We start from the raw sequence: 19,430 nt of genomic DNA, 5'->3' as shown, positions 1-19,430 counted from the left end.
TCGTTACTCTCCAACTCTATGACTAGCATTGCCAGAATGAAGAGACTTCAAACAGAAGAATATGCAATTAGCTGACGGTCCGTGGTCGTTCCATCCGGTTGATGCCAGGCACACGCAGTGTGGCCCATTCAGGACGGAAATGCTCTACTTTTCCAACAACGACGGTCATATCATCCAAAATTTCATGCTGCTGATATCTTATGACACTTTCAAGCAGGCAATCGGCCAAATCTTGTGGATCATCTGTATCAATCTCTTGAATGAGCCGTTTCATCCATAACTCTTTGTTCACAGCATACCCCGGTGCATCATAGATGCCATCCGTCATCATAATGAGGATATCACCTGGTTGTAGCTGTACCGTCACCAAATCCACTTCAATATCTTTAATAATACCGATTGGCAAATTGCTGGCTGAAACTTGAATAACCTCCTGTCCACGTTTGATAAAGCTTGGCGTCGATCCGATTTTCATAAACGTTGTCTCTGCCGTATATTCATCAATCAGCGCCATATCGACTGTGGCATACATCTCTTCAGGGGAGCGCAGCATCAGAACGGAGTTCACGGATTTGATCGCCAGTTTCTCGTCCATGCCGGACTGTAACAACTGCTCCAGTATGTTCAACGCCGCGCTGCTCTCCATGCGTGCCCGTTCCCCATTGCCCATTCCATCACTGAGCGCCACCGCGAAAGTACCGTTGCCTAACTCCACTGTACTGAAGCTGTCGCCTGACATGACATCTCCCCCTTTGGCAGCAGCAGCAACACCGGTGGTTACCTCGAACGTTTTGGCTGAACCAAACGTAACAGTCGCCAGTCCCTGGCGAGGGTCGGTCATCGTCTCATGCAAGACGGCAATATGTTCGTCCAGTACATCCGAGATCAGCGGAGCGATCATTTTCCGGCACTCATCGAATCCCCGTGTATATGCATGTACGATCTCAATTTCCACATTGCCCGCTTCCAGATTGATTATCTCAATAGAGTGAATAGATAGGCCCAGTGACTCCAGTGCATCCCGAATCTGTTCCTCCTGTTGTACCATCTCCTCACTTTCCCGCTGAATTTCTTTGGCCAGGTCCTCCATGACCTGAGATACACCGGACAATTGCTCTGCAACCAGCTGCCGGCTATCAATAATCTGGCGTTTCCACTGCATGTTATGTTGATGCAACCCGTACTGGGCACGCATGACTTCAAGTACCTCTTCAGGCTTCGCACACACCCTGTTCCATTCCACTGGAATCTGCTTGCCTGAAATCTCCGGGTTCCCTTCAATGGTACTCATCACATCGGTCATGTATTTGTAGGTCTGAATAAACTTGGCATCCCAACATTGCGTACGCTTGAAGCAGCTTGCACATGTGCCCTCGGCAACCGCATTCATGAAATGATCCATTCCACCTTCTTTCTGTACTGGCTCGCCCGCACCGGACATCTGATCAAAGCTGCGTGACAATTGACGGAATACCTGCGAGAAGCGAGTTACCCGTTCTGCCGTGATATCCCTTATCCGTTTGGCATACTCATGCTGGGATTTTGTATGGTCCTGCGTACCTGGTACATATTTGGATATCGCTGTCATCAGACTCTTAGGTGTCAACATAAACAGAACGATAGCCGCACATGTCTCCCATAATGAATTCATCACATCACCTGGACCACCCAAGTATATGGATAGAATGGACGAACCCAGCAGCATGCCCAGTGCCACCGCCGCACGTTTGCCCTCTCGAAGCATGCCTGCCAGCATCCCGGCAAAAGCAAGCAGGCTCATCTGATACACCGCTGACATGTCAGCCAGACTCAGAATCAAGCCGGTAATGACCCCAACTGAGGCTCCGAGGGGGGCTCCGCCCACCAGCGCAAAGATTAATATGAGATAACGAGAGAGCATATGCTCGACGGATAAGGACTGAATGGTCCACCCTACGGCTCCCGTCATAACGGAAGCAAGCAATATAATCAGGCAGAGGATCTCCTCGTTCTTTAGGCTGAACTTTTTTTTGCGGTAGGTGAAGATCGGTATGGCTTGTATGAAAACAAGGGTGAGCACAAAGCTTAATATGGAATCCATCGTGAGCATCAGCATAGCGTACCAGCTGAAGGATGGCCCGATCACGACCGCGAATAATTTGACCATAAATGTAGTGGTAAACACCATCGTCGGCGCATAAGATAATTCAGCACGATCATATGACTCCAGCCCACGAAAGAGCAGATAAAAGATAGCGATCTCCGATGCAACAATGAGTGGTACTGGAAACGGTGCAAAGAGACTACCTGCGAGTAGAGCGGCGCCTACCGGAATGATGTAATCCCTGCGCATGAAAGCAATCACGGCGAAGTAAGCAATAGCAAAGGGAGATAACTCATTCAGGATCATCGCCTTTCCGAGCAGGAATCCCATAAACGTTAGCAGCAGTACCCATTTGCGGGAAGCAACCATCTGGACAGCCTTGCGGGAGCCAAGCCATTGTTTCAGACGTACAGACAGCTCCTCCCGAGCTTCCGTACCTCCTTTACCTGCTTTCATTCCCGGAAATTGAATGACATTCCACTTTTCCATCATCCTCAAGGCACCCCATTCGATTAATTTGAATTTTCGTGTTTCGTTCTCGATGGTTCTGATTATAGATAGATTAGAAGACGTAGTTTGTCAGAATAGGTGGGCAGGGTCCAAAAAGTTTACGACAAAAGAAACAAGCCTGGCGCGGTGGAGCGAAACCCCCGGCCTTATTGTGGTTTCATTCATTCTCCTACTTGATTCCGACAATCGGAATGTCTGATTTTGAACCGGCGATGATTGGGTCTCGCCATCATTTGAGCAGGATAACTGTGGAATGCCACGGAAACCTGTCGGTAAAAAATGGTAGACGACAAATGTTCTTATGGTTCCATTTTGCCGTGCAGAAAAACTGGGGATATGGAGCTTCACCTTACAAAAAAAGCTATTCAACTACTTATCTGTGAAAGAAACGCAAAAAAACCGTTAGCCCATGGGCTAACGGTTTTACTTATATGTTTAGATCAGGTTGTGACAGATTACACACGCTTGGCTCCACGGCCTCCGCGTTTGCCTTCTGTGTTCTTCTTAAGCGAAGAGATCCGCTCTTCACTATCTTTCAGGAAGCGTGACATTTTATCCTCAAATGAAGGTTTGCCTGCTGCGGGCTTGAAAGAACGGCCTCCGCGGTCACCACGGTTAAATCCACCGCCGCCACCACCACGACCTTGGCCACCACTTGGGCCTCCGCCGCTGAATCGTTCGCGATCTCCTCCACTGCGTTCCGGTCTAGGAGCTCTCGGGGGTCTAGATTGGGTTTGTTGCTCAACCGGTTTGTCAACAGCTTGCTTAATGGAAAGTCCGATCTTGCCATCCTTGTCAACGTTGATAACCTTCACTGTAACGAGGTCATTCAGCTTCAGGTGGTCGTTGACATCTTTGACGTAATTGTCGGCGATTTCCGAGATGTGAACGAGACCCGTGACACCTCCTGACAGATCCACAAATGCTCCAAAATGCGTGATTCCTGTCACCTTGCCCTCTAACTTGGTGCCCACTTCAATTGCCATAGAATAAAATGATCCTCCCTTAAAAATATACAACCCGATTTTTTGAATGCCAAAATCAATGCTGCGCTAATGTAATTATACCTTATGCCGTAAACCAAGGTCAACTGAACACTACCCCATCAGAGAGCCTATTTTTTCCGGTTTAACGGCTTCAGACACACGGATAACAAACCTAGCTCGGTAATAGACCGAAATTCATCAGTTCCCTGACTCTTCAACCTGGATCGGCGTTTCCTCAGGAAGATAATATCCTTTTTTCCGTGCCAGCTGTCCTATGTATTCAGGGTCATTCAACCGGCTGACTTCGTACTTCAACTGTTCCAGCTTCTTCAAGGTATCTTCCTTTGAAGCTTGCTGAGTGGCCAGATGAGAACTCTTGTCCGAAATTTGTGCAGTCTGCACAAGGAATGTATATCCTGCCCATATTACAAATACAATCATAAACGTCATCCAAAGCATGAGGCGCCTTTTTGCACCGGCAGATTTTCCTTGGTTAGTTGGAGCCTTTGCTCTGCCCACAGGTGTTTTACCCATTACGGACCTCCTTAAAACCAGCGTTTCCACATCGCTGCAATTCTTGTACCCACACGGATCATGAAGCGTGGCGTTACCCAATGTTTCAGGAGCGGCCTAAACATCCAGCGGAACAACTTGCCGAAAGGTACCAAACACTGCAGCACCAGCCTGCCCAGGAATAATAGTATCGCAATTACAAAACCGAATAATACGCGAATTAACTTATAAATTCCTTTAACCGGCATAACGATCAGGATGTTAAGGATATGTCCACACCAATGAATCAGCGTTCTTGCGAGTTTAATTAACATTACCACAAAACGCTGGGTTGTAACACTTAAAAGCCAAAAATAGAAGCAAACCCCTATAATCAGCCCCAAAAAGACATAAAACCGCAACTGTCCGTGGTTTCCGGCGTATAGCATCCGAAAAACGAACAGCGCGGAAGCAACCCAGTACAACAGATCGAGCGTGTGAATACTCCATCTCGGAAACCGCAGCTGTCCGGACAGTACCCGGTAACTGTCGTAGGCCATTCCCATCACGACCCCCGAAGTAAGCATCCACATCAATGTGATCCATTGAGTGTCCGGACTCATCGGAACATCTTGCCAAACAGGCCTTTACCATTTTTGGACTGGGAACCGGGGTCCAGATATTGGAGCGAACTGACTGTGCCTTCAATGGATAACAGACCTTCCTCCAGGCTCAGGTTTTTGATATGTAAATTGTGCCCCCGGATGGTCAGATGCCCAAGTTCAGTCTGCAGCAAAAATTCCTCACTGTCGAAGCTCTCCACGTTGGAGACACCCGTCAGATCCAGCAGTTTCCGATTCTGCATGCTCAGATGATGCTGTTTGGCCTTACCGTGCTCAACCATGGCATGTACCCCTCCTTCTTACACCTAGCTTATGGGTGTGGAGGTTCGAATAGAACCAGCGTTGTTGAACAAATAACTGGGCATCCAGTAAAAACAAAAACGCCCTTCCCTTTTACAGGAGGACGTTTCGATTTAACTTGCATTGAATGAATATTTAATACCAGATGTACTGTTACCAGTTCATTCCGTTATCCTTGGCGATCGGCTCTTCCTTCACCAAGGTGTAGAGGCTGCTCGCCTCATCCTTCTTGGTACTCTCGGCAATTCGTTCCACCCTCACGGTGACCAGTTTCTGACCGAACTGAACCGTCAGCTCATCGCCCACTTTGACAGCGGCGCTGGGCTTTGCTTCACGTCCGTTCACCAGAACACGTCCCTGTTCAGAGACGTCCTTGGCCACTGTGCGGCGTTTGATTAGCCGGGAGACCTTCAGGAATTTATCAAGACGCATTATTTTACGGCTTCTTTAAGTTTGTTGCCTGCTTTGAATGCAGGAACAGTAGACTCAGGAATCACGATTTCATTCCCTGTTTGTGGGTTACGTCCGGTACGACCGGAACGTTTGCGGGTCTCAAAAGTGCCAAAGCCGATCAATTGTACTTTGTCTCCGCTGGCAAGTGCATCTGTAATTTCTCCCAAAAAGCCGTTCAATACGGACTCAACGTCTTTTTTAGTCAAACCACTTTTGGTTGAAATGTTGTTAATCAGATCTGTTTTGTTCATTTTTAAAAGCCTCCCAAATTGAAAAAAAAGTATCTGCGATTCCTGACAATACATGGATTGCCGCTGATTCGCGTTAGGTCACTACACATGTATTCTGGCTTGGCATCTGAAATCCTGCCTTGGTCCGCGACTTTTTTTAGCTTTTTGTCGATGGTCCGCAGGGAACAGTCTAAGACCAGTACCCGAAACTATCCGGCGCTAAACACCAACTCCAGTTTACACAGATGAACACATGTTCGTATATCATAACACACTGCATAACATGATGGAATAAGGTTTATCGGTATTTTCCAGAAAATTGAACCCGTTATAACCCTGCCTTCTTCGCATCCTGCCAGAATTGCTCCATCTCTTCTACATTGCTATTTGCTGGTGTTCTTCCCTGTTCACGCAAACGCTCCTCGATATACTGGAACCGCCCAACGAACTTGCGGTTGGTCGCAGCAAGTGCCTCTTCCGGGTCCGTATCGATAAATCTTGCAACGTTCGCGGCTGCGAATAATAAATCCCCCAGTTCAAGCTTCCGTTCTTCCGCAGACTGGCCTTGTTGCACCGCTTCTTTCAACTCCGCCAGTTCTTCCTCGATCTTGGCAAACACACCTTCAACATCATCCCAGTCAAAGCCAACTTTGGCTGCTTTCTTCTGTAGCTTGTATCCCTTCATCAATGCAGGCAAGTCACGCGGTATACCATCCAGCACGGAAACTTTCTGCTGATCCTGGCCTTTGCGCTTCTTCTCCTCTGCTTTCATCTGTTCCCAGTTCAGAAGAGCTTCATTCGCATCTTCTGCCTGATTATCGCCAAACACATGTGGATGGCGGAAGATCAGCTTATCATTCAAACCTTCGATGACATCATACACATTAAATGTGCCCACTTCTTCTTCCATCTGGGAGTGCAATAAAATCTGCAGCAGCAGATCACCCAGCTCTTCTTTCATATGGTCGGGGTCATCCTCATCGATCGTCTCAATGACCTCATAGGTTTCTTCAATCAGGTTTTTGCGAATGGATTGATGTGTCTGCTCCTGATCCCATGGACAGCCGCCAGGACTACGAAGAATGTTCACGATCTCATGCAAACGCGCAAAGGATCTGCGACGCAAGGCATCATCGGTGTTCTTCGGTACATAGATCAGTGACAGATTGCCGTACCCTTCAATCCGGTCCAGTTCGTGCAATGGAATCTTGTGAATGACCTCCTGGCCCTGTACACCCAACGCGTGACCCACAAATACCGGATAATCATCCGGGTAAACCTCCATCAGGCATAGCTTCACATCCGAAGCAGTGAACACATCGTAGACTTGTCCAATCAACGTATGTAGCTGTGGTTGTACCAATTCCGTGTTCAGGCTGCTGGCATCCAGGAGTTGAAACCCTTCGATTGGATCAAATCCAAGCCGTATAAAAGCTTCATCCAGAAAGCTCTCCCCGCCCATGACACGCAGTGAAATGCCCATCTGCGGACAACGCTCTTTGAGCAGGCGTACACTTGCTTCTGCCACCATCGGATGACCAGGTACGGCATACACAATCTCGGTTCCGGCCTCACCCTTGCGAGCGGCCTCTATCAGTTGATTTGCAATCTCATCATACACTTCAGGAAAGGAGGACTTCGCCTCATAGATAACATCAAATGATGTCATCTCCAGCCCCTCTTGCTTCAGATCATTCAATACGGGATGATCCAGGGTACGTACATACAGCGTAGCTGCATGTTTCATTTTTTTGATAATACCTACGGTCAGTTGGTCTGCATCTCCAGATCCAAGACCCACTACGGTTAAAGCTGCACTCATTACGTAAACCTCCATCCGGACTATCCTGTTCAGGCTCACTGATTCATCGTGCCTGAACAGGACTAATTACACGTATTATACCAGAATCATTCGATATCCTATAATTGCATATTAGCTGTGCTGGGTGTAGAAGCACCGTGAGCATGAAGCTAGCGCAGCACACGGAGTCTGCGCAGCAGCTTGGCAAGGTGAGGCCCCAACTTGGGCACAGCCGCCAGCTCCGCGGCGGTCAGTAGCCCTGTCCGGGCCGCAGCCAGCAAGAACACGGCCGAGCCTGCGGCAATGCCCAGCAGGCTCACGCCCACCGCGGCCAGCCGGCGGTCGGCCGCGATACCCATGCCGCCGAGCACCGCTTCGGCGGCCCAGGCCGTGCCTACCGCCGCCAGACTCATGGCGGCGATCACCAGCGCCGGCTTCGCCAGGACGGCGCCAGGGGCAGGGCGCAGGGCGACAAGTCGCGCCAGCAGCGCCACATTCAGGCCAGCCGCCAGCATGTAGGCGACTGCCCCTGCCAGGGCCGCGCCGCTGATGCCCAGCGCAGGCACAAGCATGACGTTCAGCAGCGCCTTGACGCCTGCGGCGGCCAGCATGCTGAACGCGGGTGCGCGCACGGCGCCGAGGCCTTGCAGCAGCGCCGCCGCAATAATGCTGACGGTGCTGCCCGCAGCCGTCAGCGCCATGTACCGCAGTGCTTCGGTGCCTGCGGCATCTCCGTACAGCATGCGGTTAATCGGCTCCGCCAGCACCGCGAGACCCGCGGATGCCGCCAGGCCGATTAACCAGAACCAGCGCAGCGCGAGGCCTGCTTGCTGCCGGACGGCTTCTGGCCCGCCCTTTAACCGGGCTTCCGCCATCGCCGGAATAAACAACACAGATAGTGACGTGGCAAGCATCGTCACCAGTTGAACCAGCGGCAATCCACGGTTGTAGATGCCGAAGGAAACCATCGACTGGAGCTCATCCAGTCCTTCTCCCCTTAGAAGCCGTGGTACGGTGAAGGTATCCACCAGATTCATCAACGGCACGGCGAGCGACCCCAGGCAGACAGGAATAGCATACATGAGCAGCGTCCTGATCCATTCCCCGTTGGATCGTGGCCGTTCTCCCAGAGCGGGATTAATAGCACTCACCGTTTTCTTTTGCAGCGTAACCAGCCTATGCTCCTGACGCTCATGCCTGTCCGCTCTAACCTCTCCGCCGTTACTGCTCCATTCCGAAACCAGTTGCCCGGTTCGCACTTCCTTGCCTTTCCGCCGATGACGGGCCATATACCCTAACATGGTAAGCAGCCCAACCATTCCGCCGGCAACGGAGCCCATCATGGCACCAGCGGCAATAGTCTCAAGCGAAGCGTCCCGTCTCATCAACCACAGAAGCAGAATAATCATGACGGTGACACGTATCGTCTGCTCCACCACTTGTGATACCGCTGTTGGGACCATCTGCTGTAATCCCTGAAAATATCCACGCAGCCCTGTCATCACCGGGACGAACAATAACGCCCATGAAGCTGCACGAATCGATGGAACCACATGGCGGTTGCCAATCATGTCAGCGATCAGTGGCGCACCTGCATACATCAAGAGCGCCATTATAATTCCAATTCCCCCGAGCAGTAAGGAAGATAGTCGAATAATTCTTCTGCTCTCGTCTGGTCTTCCAAGTGCATTCTGCTCTGCTACGAATTTGGATACGGCCAGAGGCAGTCCTGCAGCAGCAAGTGTAATAATGAGCATATATAACGGATATACCGTATTGTAGATGCCAAATACACCGTCTCCCCCCAGATTCTGCAGCGGAATCTTCTGAAAAGCACCAATAATTTTAGAGATAATGGCAGCAAGCCCAAGTATAAATGCACCCTGTAGCAGCCTTGAGCCTGTAGACGGCTGTTTCATAAGTCCCTCCCGCGTAATCCTTTTAAGCATACCTTGTTATTATAACTGCCTGAAGGCACACAGACTAACCCTCCCCCATCACAATCATCCGGATTAACTTCGTTGTCCCTTAAAATGCAAAAACTCCCGTATGCCCAAGACAGGGCACCAGGAGTTGATCTGCGGTCTATTGTTCCATTTGCTTGCCAAGGAAACCAGCAGCTGTCTCGGACATCTTCACTTCCATCTGAGACATCTTCACCGATTCATCCTTATTGAACAGGATAACCGTTCCGATGGGGTCACCACCTGAAATAATCGGCGCAATAACAAAAGAGGATAACGTCTCGTCATGATCTTTGCTAAGTTCATAAGAACCGTTGTTTGTTTCCAGAATGGTCTTCCTGTTTTCCATACATCCCTCTAACAGTTGACCTACCTGCTTGTCCAAATACTCTTTTTTCGAACCACCTGCCACCGTGATAATGGTATCCCGGTCAGAAATCATCGTTACATGTCCTGTACTCTCATACAGGGATTCTGCATATTCTTTGGCAAAATCACCAAGTTCGCCAATTGGCGAATATTTTTTAAGGATAACTTCTCCATCACGATCCACGAAAATTTCCAGTGGATCACCTTCACGAATACGTAACGTACGACGGATTTCTTTTGGAATGACCACACGACCAAGGTCATCTATACGGCGGACAATACCAGTAGCTTTCATTTCACATGTTGCCCCACTTTCTCGAGAAGATTTTTCAACTACTGTTCCTTAATGGGTAGAGGAAAGTCCCAGAACGTTTAGTGTGATATCTTGACCATAGTATTCATCTGTTCCCATTTCCTTATACATGCTTCGGAGAATATAGTTGTGTAACTTTCGAAGAAGGCGACCATGTACCCATACGGCTTGAATATATACAAGAAGAAGCAAGAAGGAGGTCCTAAGTCCTCCCCTTGCTTCTCTGTATGGTTGTCCATATTTACCGTAGTACAAGGCATTCATTCGGGCGAATTTAACCCTAACGTATGCTAACACAGCAATTTTACCAGCTTACTTGCTGCTTGTACCTTCATCTGTAGTTGCATCTTTGTCTGTTCCAGTCGTACCTTGGTCAGTCTTGGTATCCGTACCTGTGGAGTCATCCGTTTTTGGTTCGGTTGTTTTCTCTCCTTCAGTTCCTGTACCCGTTGTTCCTTCAGTCGTACCTTCAGTTGTGCCTTCTTCAGCTTTTTCTGTTTTTGGCAACTTCACTTCTTTTACGATTTTGTCCAACTCATTTTGCATGAACGTATCGATCTCAGCAGCTGCCAATTGACTCTTCAGGCTTTCTTTTTGCTCAGCCGTCAATTTGGTGAAGTCCGCTTCAGTACGAGCTTCCACTTTCATGATGTGGTAACCGTACTCCGTCTCAACCGGATCACTGATTTTGTTCAGTGGCAATGTTTTTGCAGCTTCCTTAAATGCATCTACCCAAGTGGATACCGGTGTATTTTCATACAGTCCACCCTTTTCAGCAGAACCTGGATCTTCTGAATATTTTTTTGCAATTTCAGCAAAATCAGCTCCGCCGTCCAACTTGGTTTTTACTTCTTTTGCAATTTTAAGTGCATCTTCTTTTTTACGCTCTTTTTGCGTTTTTGGATCTGTGAAGTTAATCAGCACGTGGCGAACGGATGCTGTTGTGAACTGATCTTTGTTTTTCTCAAACTCAGCCTTGATGGCATCGTCCGTAACGCCTGTTTCTTTGTCTTTGATAACTGTCATGATCCGAGTCATGTAGTCTTTGATGTTATCGTCTGTCAGGTTTTGAGCTTTGAGCATTTCTGTCCATTGATCTGCCTGAACAGAAGCTTTCATTTTATCGAATTGCTCAGTTGCCGCTTTGGCACCTGCTGTTTTAGCTTCTTCAGTTGCTTTGCCACTCAGATACTCATAAGCAACTTCCTGTTTTACCAGATACTCTTTGAAATCATCCATATCCATCATTTGTGCATACTCCGGATAGAGGAATTTCATAACACGTTGCTCCATGTCGAATTCATTGGCTGTAATGGTACCACCATCATACGTAGCGACTACAGCACTTGTATCCGTCGATTCCGGTGTTTTTGCTTCTTCCTTCTTGCCACATGCAGCAAGCAGTGATAAGGATAGTACTGCGACCATGCTCACAGACAGTACTTTTCCTACTTTTTTATACTTTGGTAACATCCTTTAGTTCCCCCTTTAATTTAAAAGCAGTTTTCATGGACTCCAGAATTTTCTCTACCAGCTCCATCAGTTGCTTATCCCCAAGCCCCTTGCCTTTAGCGTGAATCAGCATATGGGGTCCTTGTTCAAATTGTACACGTCTTTCGAACTGATTTCCAATGTGCGCGATTTTCGAGAGTTCAAAGGCATGTTCACGCCCTTCATAAAACTTCACGGTAATGTCCTCACCACGTTGGGAAATGGACTCAATACCGTAGATTTTGCCGTATACTTTCATCCGCGCAACAGCCAGCAAGTTAATGACGGCTTCCGGAAGATCACCGAATCGGTCAACCAATTCGTCTTCCAACTCCATCGCATCGTCGAAGGATGCAATAACCGCCACTTTTTTGTAGATCTCAATCTTCTGAATACTGTCATAGATATAATCGGACGGCAAGTAGGCATCGATACTGAGATCCAGGGTTGTGTTCCACTGGTCTGAAGGTACCGGCTCTTCGCCAAGCATCGTAACTTTTCGTTTGTTGATCTCCTCTGCGAGCATCTGGGAATACAGATCAAACCCGACGGAAGCAATGAAACCATGTTGCTCCGCTCCTAGCAGGTTTCCCGCACCACGAATCGACAAGTCACGCATGGCAATTTTGAATCCTGAACCCAGTTCAGTGAATTCTTTAATTGATTGCAGACGTTTCTCAGCAACTTCAGTAAGCACTTTATCCCGTTGGTACGTAAAATAGGCATACGCAATACGGTTGGAACGACCCACACGTCCGCGCAGCTGATACAGCTGGGAGAGTCCCATTTTATCCGCATCATGTACGATCAGTGTATTTACGTTCGGAATATCTACCCCGGTCTCGATGATACTTGTGCTCACAAGCACGTCATATTCACCATCCAGGAAGTCCAGAATCGTTTTCTCCAGCTCTGTTTCCGACATCTGACCATGTCCCACACCAACTTTGGCTTCAGGCACAAGTTCAGAAATTTCGGCAGCCATCTCCTGAATTCCCTGAACACGGTTGTAGAGGTAATACACTTGCCCACCACGGGCAAGCTCACGCTCAATGGCTTCACGAACAAGCGCCTGGCTGTGTTCAACCACATAGGTCTGTACCGGGAAACGATTCTCTGGTGGAGTCTCGATAACGGACAGATCACGCACACCCAGCATGGACATATGAAGCGTACGCGGAATCGGCGTTGCCGTCAGCGTCAGCACATCCACATTGGTTTTCAGCTTTTTCAGTTTCTCCTTATGGGTTACTCCGAAGCGCTGTTCTTCGTCGACAATGAGCAGTCCCAGGTCCTTGAACACCAGATCCTGCGACAACAATCGATGCGTCCCGATGACAATATCCACTGTGCCTGCCTTGATGCCTTTGGCCGTTTCATTCTGCTCTTTACGGGAGCGGAACCGGCTAAGCACATGAATGTTGAACGGATAACCGGAGAAGCGCTCACGGAACGTCTCAAAATGCTGCTGTGCCAAAATCGTTGTTGGCACGAGTACCGCCACCTGTTTGCCTTCAATCGCTGCTTTAAATGCAGCCCGAATAGCCACCTCGGTTTTGCCGTAACCAACATCCCCACACAATAAACGGTCCATTGGACGGTTTTGTTCCATGTCCTTCTTGATTTCTTCGATCGCACGCACCTGATCACGTGTCTCATCGTAAGGGAACATGTCCTCAAACTCCTGCTGCTCCGCAGAATCCTTGTCGAATCCAAACCCTTTGGAGGTCTGACGCTCGGCATACAGCTTGATCAGATCATCAGCAATATCCTGTACGGATGTGCGGACTTTATTTTTAACCCGTGTCCACTCATTGCCGCCCAGCTTGTATATTTTCGGTTCTTTCTCTTCGGAACCAACATATTTCTGAATCAGATCGATCTGCTCAATCGGTACAGACAGTTTGTCTCCACCCGCATAGAGAATATGCATGTAGTCCTTATGAATACCGCCAACCTCGAGGGTGCCGATACCAAGGTACTTACCAATCCCGTGGTTCTGGTGAACGACATAATCGCCCACTTTTAGCTCACTATAGGATTTGATCCGTTCAGCATTGTCTACATTCCGAATTGGTTTGCGTACTTTACGCTGTTTTTGCGAGAACATCTCGCCCTCGGTCACGACAGCCAAATGAATGGACGGCATTTCAAATCCCGTTTGCAAGTTACCAATCATCATCTCTGGCTCTGGAATATCATAGTCCATCAGTACCCGGCGCATCCGCTCGAGTCTCTCCTCACCGTTCGCCAGCATGAGCACTTGAACTCCAGCCTTCTGCCAGCGCTCCATCTCTGCCTTCAATACGTTCATCTGTCCATGGAAATCCTGCATGCCACGACTGATAAAGTTCAGAATGTTCTGTGGTTGGGTATGTGGAACCTGACGCAAAAAGATCGACATAAACAGCGTCTGGAATGGACGCTCATACAACAGTTCATCACCGTCTGCGGATAATGGAAGATCCGGAAGCGTTTTTCCGTTTTGCATCAGATGCAGATTCCACTCCGATTCATCACGGTCCAGCTGTTTGGATGTCTCCGATAGTCTCGCAGGTTCATCAAGAACCAGCAGGGTATCTTCTGGCATATAGTCGTAAATCGTTTTGTTCTCCGGATAGAGCGGAGAAATATATTTATACATTTCAGAGAAATACACGTGCTCCCGCAAAAGCTCGATCTCCCGGTGAATTTCTTCACGAAGACGCAGCTTCGCCTGTCGATCCGTCATTTTCTCCAGCTGTTGCTCCAGCAAAATAGCAGCCGCATCGGCAGCCTTTTCCATACGTTCACGATCTGCAATTAATTCCTTGCATGGCAAAACCGTAATCTCTTCAATCCGTTCAATTGAACGCTGATCGGCCGGGTCAAATGTCCGAATGGAATCGATTTCGTCATCAAATAGCTCCACTCGATATGCGATCGATGAAGTAACCGGATAGAAATCGATGATACCTCCGCGTACACTCATCTCACCACGAGATTCTACGCGCTCCACACGCTCATATCCGAGTTTTACCATCTCCAGCAGGAAGGAGTCCAGTTGAAGTGTGTTGCCCTGTTTAATCAAAATTCGAGCATTGGCCATCACTTCCGGAAGTGGAACATAACGTCTTACCCCGGAAAATGGAATAACAACAACGCCCCTGAATCCCTGGGCGCAGCGGACCAACACATCAATACGCTGACCCAATGTTTCCGGGCTGGAAACAGCAGCTTCAGCAGCGACAAGTTCGTTGGCAGGATAGATCAACACCTGATCAGGTGAAAGCGCTTCCTGTAAATCTTCTGCAATTTTTTGGGCTGAAAACATATTGTGCGTTACTACGAGCAATGGTCGGTTCATTTCCTGATGCAGAGCAGCCAGCATAATCTGACGCGCCGAGCCGGATAGACCCGAAACCAATTGTTCCTTCATGCCGGACTTGATTCCGGCTGTAATGGACCCGAAGTCCGGATCTTTGGAAAAAGCCTGTATAAGTGCTTGTAACAAAAGGGGCACCTCTCTTATAACTTACTTGATTATCTCACGCATACGCGTAGCATCACTATTAAAATGGATACAAATTCCTTTTTGTCCTGTTTCATCATATCGGATTACTCGCAACATTGCCACATCTGTTGATGCGGCTGAGCCTAATTTCGAGCTAGCGATGGCTTTCATGCCAACTGAAAAGAAGCCTCAGCAGGCTGCCAAGGCTATAAAAGGTGGAGCGTTATTACGCAACCGCCCTCAACTGTCATTCGATCCTGTACGGGCGATGTCTACTGAAGCGGACTCGCGAGCAGGCTAAGCTCCGGATTGTGCTCCAGGGCTTCCTTACAGTAATCACATGTAATCCGAACGGTAATGTCACCACCGGAATTATACGCTATTATATCCCTCCGCTCGTCGGGGGTCAAGAAATGAAAGCCAAGCTCCACTTCCGTTATCCGGGCAGAATCGATTCGTCCAATAAAGGTACGGCAATGCCTACATACGTAATTCACTGACATGTTTATGCCTCCTGAACATGGTTTATACATCCAGTATGTCCAGTATGGCTGAATCGAACCCGTCTTGTATGATCATTTTACCAGTATGTCTTACAAAATTAACCGTTAAACTTCGCCATTGTTTGTTCAAACGTATGAGTCAAGCTATGCTCCAGGGCATCACACGTTTGCTCAATGGTCTGATCAAGGGCTTCCTTTTCTTTCTTCATGAATGTCGACAGTACATAATCAACAATGGCATGTCCTGGTTCAGGCCGGGATATTCCCATGCGCACCCGGTTAAACTGCTGTGTACCGGTATGCTGAATAATGGACTTGATTCCATTATGTCCGCCTGCACTACCTTGGTAACGCAATCTGACTTTGCCAATCTCTGTATCCATGTCGTCGTACACAACAATCAGATCTTCAAGACTAACTTTATAAAAATCCATATATGCTCGAACCGATTCACCAGACAAGTTCATATAGGTCATTGGTTTGATCAGTACGGTTTTCACACCGCCAATATTGCCTTCTCCAATCAGCGCTTTACATTTATTCTGTGTAATGGAGATATTATGACGATCAGCCAACCGATCCAGTGCCATAAAACCGATATTATGACGGGTTTTGGCATAGTTCGAGCCTGGATTTCCAAGTCCGACAATCCACTTCATCTTGTTCCCTCCTTCGGATTAGACTGAGGTGAGGCATAGACTTCGAATGTTATATTTCATATAATATCAGGAAAGTAAAGATCGATTTACTGTAGTATTTACAGTTCATATTTTATCGACCCAGGAAGGTGAGCGGGTTTTGCGCGAAGACAATGGACAACTGACTCAACATAGCGATTTTATCTATCATCTCGAATATCACGTACCTGTACAGGTATACGACCGCGACACCCATATTGAGATTGGTCTAATCACACGTTTCGATAATCAATTCGTCGAAATTGCCGACACGCTTTTTCATCGGCGTCGTTTCCGATTTATCTCCCGCCCCGGGTATTAACCATATAAGATGAACGAACCATTTTACACTGGATCACTGCGCGTGCAGAAACATCTTCCGATCGCTGTTAAGTCGAAGCATATGCTTCTGAAGCAGCTTTCTTTCAGAAAGCTTTTAACTTCACTTCTTCAGATCTTTTCTGCCCTCTCCGTTATTGTGTAAAGTAGTAGTTCAAATTATATGGACTGACCAGCGTCTGTTTCACTATTAATAAAAACGGCACGCCGACAGGGGTTACATTTTCCATTGAACCGGAAAACGTAACCCCTCTACTACTTTATGCAGACATCCTTATTCAATTTCAAACAGCTTGCTGATTGACAATTCCTCATGAACCCGGATAATCGCTTCTCCGAGCAAAGGCGCTACAGACAACACTTTGAGTTTGCTTGTCGGATTAGCATGCGTAATTGGAATGGTATCCGTTACGATAACTTCCTTCAATGGTGCATTCTCCAAACGTTCCATCGCAGGTCCGGACAATACCGGGTGAGTACAGCACGCGTATACTTCTTTTACGCCGCCTTCCATCAGAGCATTCGCTCCCAGTACAATCGTTCCCGCCGTGTCAATAATGTCATCGATCAGGATGGCTGTTTTACCCTCGATGTTACCGATAATGTTCATCACTTCGCTCACATTTGGCTCAGGACGACGTTTATCGATAATCGCCAGGGGTGCATTCAGGAAATCAGCCAGTTTACGTGCGCGCACTACGCCACCGTGGTCAGGCGACACAACAACCGGATTTTCGATCTGTTTCGACCGGAAATATTGAGCCAGAATTGGTACGCCAAGCAAATGGTCGACCGGAATGTCGAAGAATCCCTGGATCTGCATTGCATGCAAGTCCATCGCGATGACACGGGTTGCACCCGCTTTTTCAATCAGGTTAGCAACCAGTTTCGCTGTAATCGGGTCACGCGAACGTGCCTTGCGATCCTGTCTTGCATAGCCATAGTAAGGAATAACGACGTTAATCGTCTTGGCAGATGCCCGTTTGAGTGCATCAATCATAACGAGCATTTCCATCAGGTTATCATTAACCGGCAAGCAAGTGGACTGCACGATGTAAACGTGACAACCCCGAACACTCTCGGAGAGTTTCACTTGAATCTCGCCATCACTAAAGCTGGTTGTGTGAGATTCACCCATAGGGATCCCGATATAATCAGCAATTTGATGGGCAAGCTTGGGGTTAGAATTGCAAGTAAATATTTTTAATTTCGAATCAAAATAAGTCATAAAATAAAAACCCTCCGTGCTGGTTCATTGGAATCAATAAGCGTCTGCGACATGTCGGCACCTCCCCGATCTTCGGGAGGCAATCTTGTTATCAAAACCCCTTATTGGGGTTTGGCATTTTGTTTCTTGGCTTTGGCACGTCCGCGAATCTTCTCCGCGTAACCAGGTTTATTCTCCTGACGTGGACGAGCAATGGCCAGATCATTCTCGGGAACGGAATGGGTAACGGTCGAGCCAGCAACCACATAAGCGCCTTTTCCTACCGTAATCGGTGCAATCAGATTGACGTTGCTGCCTACAAAAGCATCATCTTCAATCGTTGTCACAGCTTTATTATAACCATCATAATTGACAGTTATTGCCCCGCATCCAACATTTACGTTTTTCCCTACTTTGGCATCTCCAATATAGCTGAGATGAGATACTTTGGAACCTTCATCAATTGTAGCATTTTTCACTTCAACAAAGTCACCAATTTTTACGTTGCGGCCCAGTTTAGTGCCTGGACGCAAATTAGCATATGGACCAACCGTTGCATCAGAACCAACCTCGGCATTGGATACTACCGAATGTTTAATTGTAACTCCGTCCTGAATAACGCTGTCTTCCACATCTGCCTGAGGACCAATATGACACGCTTCACCGATGGAAGTTGTGCCTTTGAGGATCGTCCCCGGATACAGAACTGTATCTGATCCAATCGTAACATCCGCTCCGATATATGTCGATGACGGATCAATGATTGTAACACCGTTCAACATATGGCGTACGGCAAGACGTTCACGCATGAAGGCTTCTGCTTGCGAAAGTGCGAGTCGATCATTAACCCCGATGGATTCTGCGATGTCATCTGACATGTAAGCCTCAACCACTTCTCCATCATTGCGGAAAATGCCAACTACGTCTGTGAGATAATACTCTCCCTGAGCGTTCTGGTTCGTCACTTTTTCCAGGGCTGCGAACAATTTTGCATTATCGAAACAGTATGTGCCCGTGTTAATCTCATTCACAGCATCTTCCTGCTCCGTGCAATCCTTCTGTTCCACAATCCGTTGTACAGATCCATCTTCTCCGCGAATAACGCGGCCATAACCTTTGGGATTGTCCAACTGAGCCGTAAGAACTGTCGCTGCTGCTCCGCTACTCTCATGGAGCTTCATCAGACCTTCCAACGTCTCACTGGTCACAAGCGGTGTATCTCCACAGACCACAATTGTAGAACCTGTCTCTCCGCCAAGCAAGGATTTAACCTGCTTCACTGCATGACCTGTACCCAATTGTTCCGCCTGAAGTGCATACTCCGCTCTGGAACCCAAAAATGACTGCACCGCTTCGGCACCATGACCGACTACAACCACACTGCGTTCAACGCCTGCGCTGAGTGCTGCATCCAGCACATGTCCAACCATAGGTTTACCACATACGGGATGCAGTACTTTGTACAATTTTGATTTCATTCGTTTTCCTTGCCCTGCGGCAAGAACGATTGCCATTCGTTTCAAAATTAACGACCTCCTGTTCTGAAAATCCCATTGAAATGCACTGCTGATCTATATCCAATGAGTATCGTTCAGC

Annotated in this window: 17 protein-coding genes; 1 reads left to right on the top strand and 16 read right to left on the bottom strand. The window is 48.0% G+C overall.

Going from position 1 to position 19,430, the window contains the following annotated elements; translation table 11 throughout:
* Positions 1–67: 67 nt before the first annotated feature.
* The 14 genes from spoIIE to pth form a co-directional block, all read right to left on the bottom strand.
* Complete coding sequence (spoIIE, locus tag MKY87_RS16115) at positions 68–2,575, bottom strand: stage II sporulation protein E (protein WP_340965386.1); 2,508 nt, start codon at positions 2,573–2,575, stop codon at positions 68–70.
* Between the two features lie 473 nt (positions 2,576–3,048).
* Complete coding sequence (locus MKY87_RS16110) at positions 3,049–3,579, bottom strand: S1 domain-containing RNA-binding protein (protein WP_017691357.1); 531 nt, start codon at positions 3,577–3,579, stop codon at positions 3,049–3,051.
* A 198-nt stretch (positions 3,580–3,777) separates the two neighbouring features.
* Entirely contained in the window at positions 3,778–4,113 is a 336-nt protein-coding gene (locus MKY87_RS16105) for an FtsB family cell division protein (RefSeq protein ID WP_278297461.1), read from the bottom strand.
* An 11-nt stretch (positions 4,114–4,124) separates the two neighbouring features.
* On the bottom strand, positions 4,125–4,694 hold the full coding sequence (gene yabQ, locus MKY87_RS16100) for a spore cortex biosynthesis protein YabQ (protein ID WP_091039114.1): 570 nt from the start codon (positions 4,692–4,694) through the stop codon (positions 4,125–4,127).
* Positions 4,691–4,975: a sporulation protein YabP gene (gene yabP / locus MKY87_RS16095; protein ID WP_036606119.1), complete on the bottom strand. Its 285-nt coding sequence runs from the start codon at positions 4,973–4,975 to the stop codon at positions 4,691–4,693. Before yabP ends, yabQ begins: the two co-directional genes overlap by 4 nt.
* A 172-nt stretch (positions 4,976–5,147) precedes the next feature.
* Positions 5,148–5,426 carry an RNA-binding S4 domain-containing protein gene (locus MKY87_RS16090; RefSeq protein WP_017691361.1) on the bottom strand — a complete coding sequence of 93 codons (279 nt, stop codon included), beginning with the start codon at positions 5,424–5,426 and terminating at the stop codon, positions 5,148–5,150.
* Positions 5,426–5,698 (bottom strand): HU family DNA-binding protein, encoded by a 273-nt coding sequence (locus MKY87_RS16085; RefSeq protein ID WP_017691362.1) that lies wholly within the window; start codon positions 5,696–5,698, stop codon positions 5,426–5,428. Before MKY87_RS16085 ends, MKY87_RS16090 begins: the two co-directional genes overlap by 1 nt.
* A gap of 307 nt (positions 5,699–6,005) precedes the next feature.
* Positions 6,006–7,499, bottom strand: coding sequence for a nucleoside triphosphate pyrophosphohydrolase (gene mazG / locus MKY87_RS16080; RefSeq protein WP_340965385.1), 1,494 nt, complete (start codon positions 7,497–7,499; stop codon positions 6,006–6,008).
* Between the two features lie 149 nt (positions 7,500–7,648).
* A complete protein-coding gene (locus tag MKY87_RS16075) occupies positions 7,649–9,397 on the bottom strand; it encodes a putative polysaccharide biosynthesis protein (protein ID WP_340965384.1) in 1,749 nt (582 codons plus the stop codon).
* A gap of 166 nt (positions 9,398–9,563) precedes the next feature.
* Positions 9,564–10,106 carry a stage V sporulation protein T gene (gene spoVT / locus MKY87_RS16070; RefSeq protein WP_036606123.1) on the bottom strand — a complete coding sequence of 181 codons (543 nt, stop codon included), beginning with the start codon at positions 10,104–10,106 and terminating at the stop codon, positions 9,564–9,566.
* Between the two features lie 330 nt (positions 10,107–10,436).
* A complete protein-coding gene (locus MKY87_RS16065; protein WP_339787462.1) occupies positions 10,437–11,597 on the bottom strand; it encodes a peptidylprolyl isomerase in 1,161 nt (386 codons plus the stop codon).
* Entirely contained in the window at positions 11,581–15,108 is a 3,528-nt protein-coding gene (gene mfd, locus MKY87_RS16060; RefSeq protein WP_340965383.1) for a transcription-repair coupling factor, read from the bottom strand. Before mfd ends, MKY87_RS16065 begins: the two co-directional genes overlap by 17 nt.
* Before the next feature lie 272 nt (positions 15,109–15,380).
* Positions 15,381–15,611, bottom strand: a complete 231-nt coding sequence (locus MKY87_RS16055; RefSeq protein WP_017691368.1) for an anti-sigma-F factor Fin family protein — start codon at positions 15,609–15,611, stop codon at positions 15,381–15,383.
* A 98-nt stretch (positions 15,612–15,709) separates the two neighbouring features.
* A complete protein-coding gene (pth, locus tag MKY87_RS16050) occupies positions 15,710–16,270 on the bottom strand; it encodes an aminoacyl-tRNA hydrolase (protein WP_036606126.1) in 561 nt (186 codons plus the stop codon).
* 139 nt (positions 16,271–16,409) lie between these two features.
* Here pth and MKY87_RS16045 point away from each other — a divergent pair, with 139 nt between their 5' ends.
* The gene (locus MKY87_RS16045; protein WP_024633712.1) at positions 16,410–16,610 is read left to right on the top strand and encodes a hypothetical protein; all 201 of its coding nucleotides are present in this window, start codon (positions 16,410–16,412) and stop codon (positions 16,608–16,610) included.
* A gap of 291 nt (positions 16,611–16,901) precedes the next feature.
* Here MKY87_RS16045 and MKY87_RS16040 read toward each other — a convergent pair whose 3' ends face one another.
* Both MKY87_RS16040 and glmU read right to left on the bottom strand, forming a co-directional pair.
* Complete coding sequence (locus MKY87_RS16040; RefSeq protein ID WP_017691370.1) at positions 16,902–17,855, bottom strand: ribose-phosphate diphosphokinase; 954 nt, start codon at positions 17,853–17,855, stop codon at positions 16,902–16,904.
* 101 nt (positions 17,856–17,956) lie between these two features.
* Positions 17,957–19,348 (bottom strand): bifunctional UDP-N-acetylglucosamine diphosphorylase/glucosamine-1-phosphate N-acetyltransferase GlmU, encoded by a 1,392-nt coding sequence (glmU, locus tag MKY87_RS16035; protein WP_445254944.1) that lies wholly within the window; start codon positions 19,346–19,348, stop codon positions 17,957–17,959.
* Between the last annotated feature and the right edge of the window lie 82 nt (positions 19,349–19,430).

The organism is Paenibacillus sp. FSL R7-0198, assembly GCF_038000415.1.
Classification (GTDB): Bacteria; Bacillota; Bacilli; order Paenibacillales; family Paenibacillaceae; genus Paenibacillus.
Note: the sequence above shows the minus strand (reverse complement) of the source record. Positions and strands in the feature narration are given on the sequence as shown.

What these genes read in the sequence shown, in the direction of transcription:
- spoIIE (WP_340965386.1), bottom strand. Translation starts at nt 2,575, where the DNA reads ATGATGGAAAAGTGGAATGTCATTCAATTTCCGGGAATGAAAGCAGGT.
- MKY87_RS16110 (WP_017691357.1), bottom strand. Translation starts at nt 3,579, where the DNA reads ATGGCAATTGAAGTGGGCACCAAGTTAGAGGGCAAGGTGACAGGAATC.
- MKY87_RS16105 (WP_278297461.1), bottom strand. Translation starts at nt 4,113, where the DNA reads ATGGGTAAAACACCTGTGGGCAGAGCAAAGGCTCCAACTAACCAAGGA.
- yabQ (WP_091039114.1), bottom strand. Translation starts at nt 4,694, where the DNA reads ATGAGTCCGGACACTCAATGGATCACATTGATGTGGATGCTTACTTCG.
- yabP (WP_036606119.1), bottom strand. Translation starts at nt 4,975, where the DNA reads ATGGTTGAGCACGGTAAGGCCAAACAGCATCATCTGAGCATGCAGAAT.
- MKY87_RS16090 (WP_017691361.1), bottom strand. Translation starts at nt 5,426, where the DNA reads ATGCGTCTTGATAAATTCCTGAAGGTCTCCCGGCTAATCAAACGCCGC.
- MKY87_RS16085 (WP_017691362.1), bottom strand. Translation starts at nt 5,698, where the DNA reads ATGAACAAAACAGATCTGATTAACAACATTTCAACCAAAAGTGGTTTG.
- mazG (WP_340965385.1), bottom strand. Translation starts at nt 7,499, where the DNA reads ATGAGTGCAGCTTTAACCGTAGTGGGTCTTGGATCTGGAGATGCAGAC.
- MKY87_RS16075 (WP_340965384.1), bottom strand. Translation starts at nt 9,397, where the DNA reads ATGAAACAGCCGTCTACAGGCTCAAGGCTGCTACAGGGTGCATTTATA.
- spoVT (WP_036606123.1), bottom strand. Translation starts at nt 10,106, where the DNA reads ATGAAAGCTACTGGTATTGTCCGCCGTATAGATGACCTTGGTCGTGTG.
- MKY87_RS16065 (WP_339787462.1), bottom strand. Translation starts at nt 11,597, where the DNA reads ATGTTACCAAAGTATAAAAAAGTAGGAAAAGTACTGTCTGTGAGCATG.
- MKY87_RS16055 (WP_017691368.1), bottom strand. Translation starts at nt 15,611, where the DNA reads ATGTCAGTGAATTACGTATGTAGGCATTGCCGTACCTTTATTGGACGA.
- pth (WP_036606126.1), bottom strand. Translation starts at nt 16,270, where the DNA reads ATGAAGTGGATTGTCGGACTTGGAAATCCAGGCTCGAACTATGCCAAA.
- MKY87_RS16040 (WP_017691370.1), bottom strand. Translation starts at nt 17,855, where the DNA reads ATGACTTATTTTGATTCGAAATTAAAAATATTTACTTGCAATTCTAAC.
- glmU (WP_445254944.1), bottom strand. Translation starts at nt 19,348, where the DNA reads ATGGCAATCGTTCTTGCCGCAGGGCAAGGAAAACGAATGAAATCAAAA.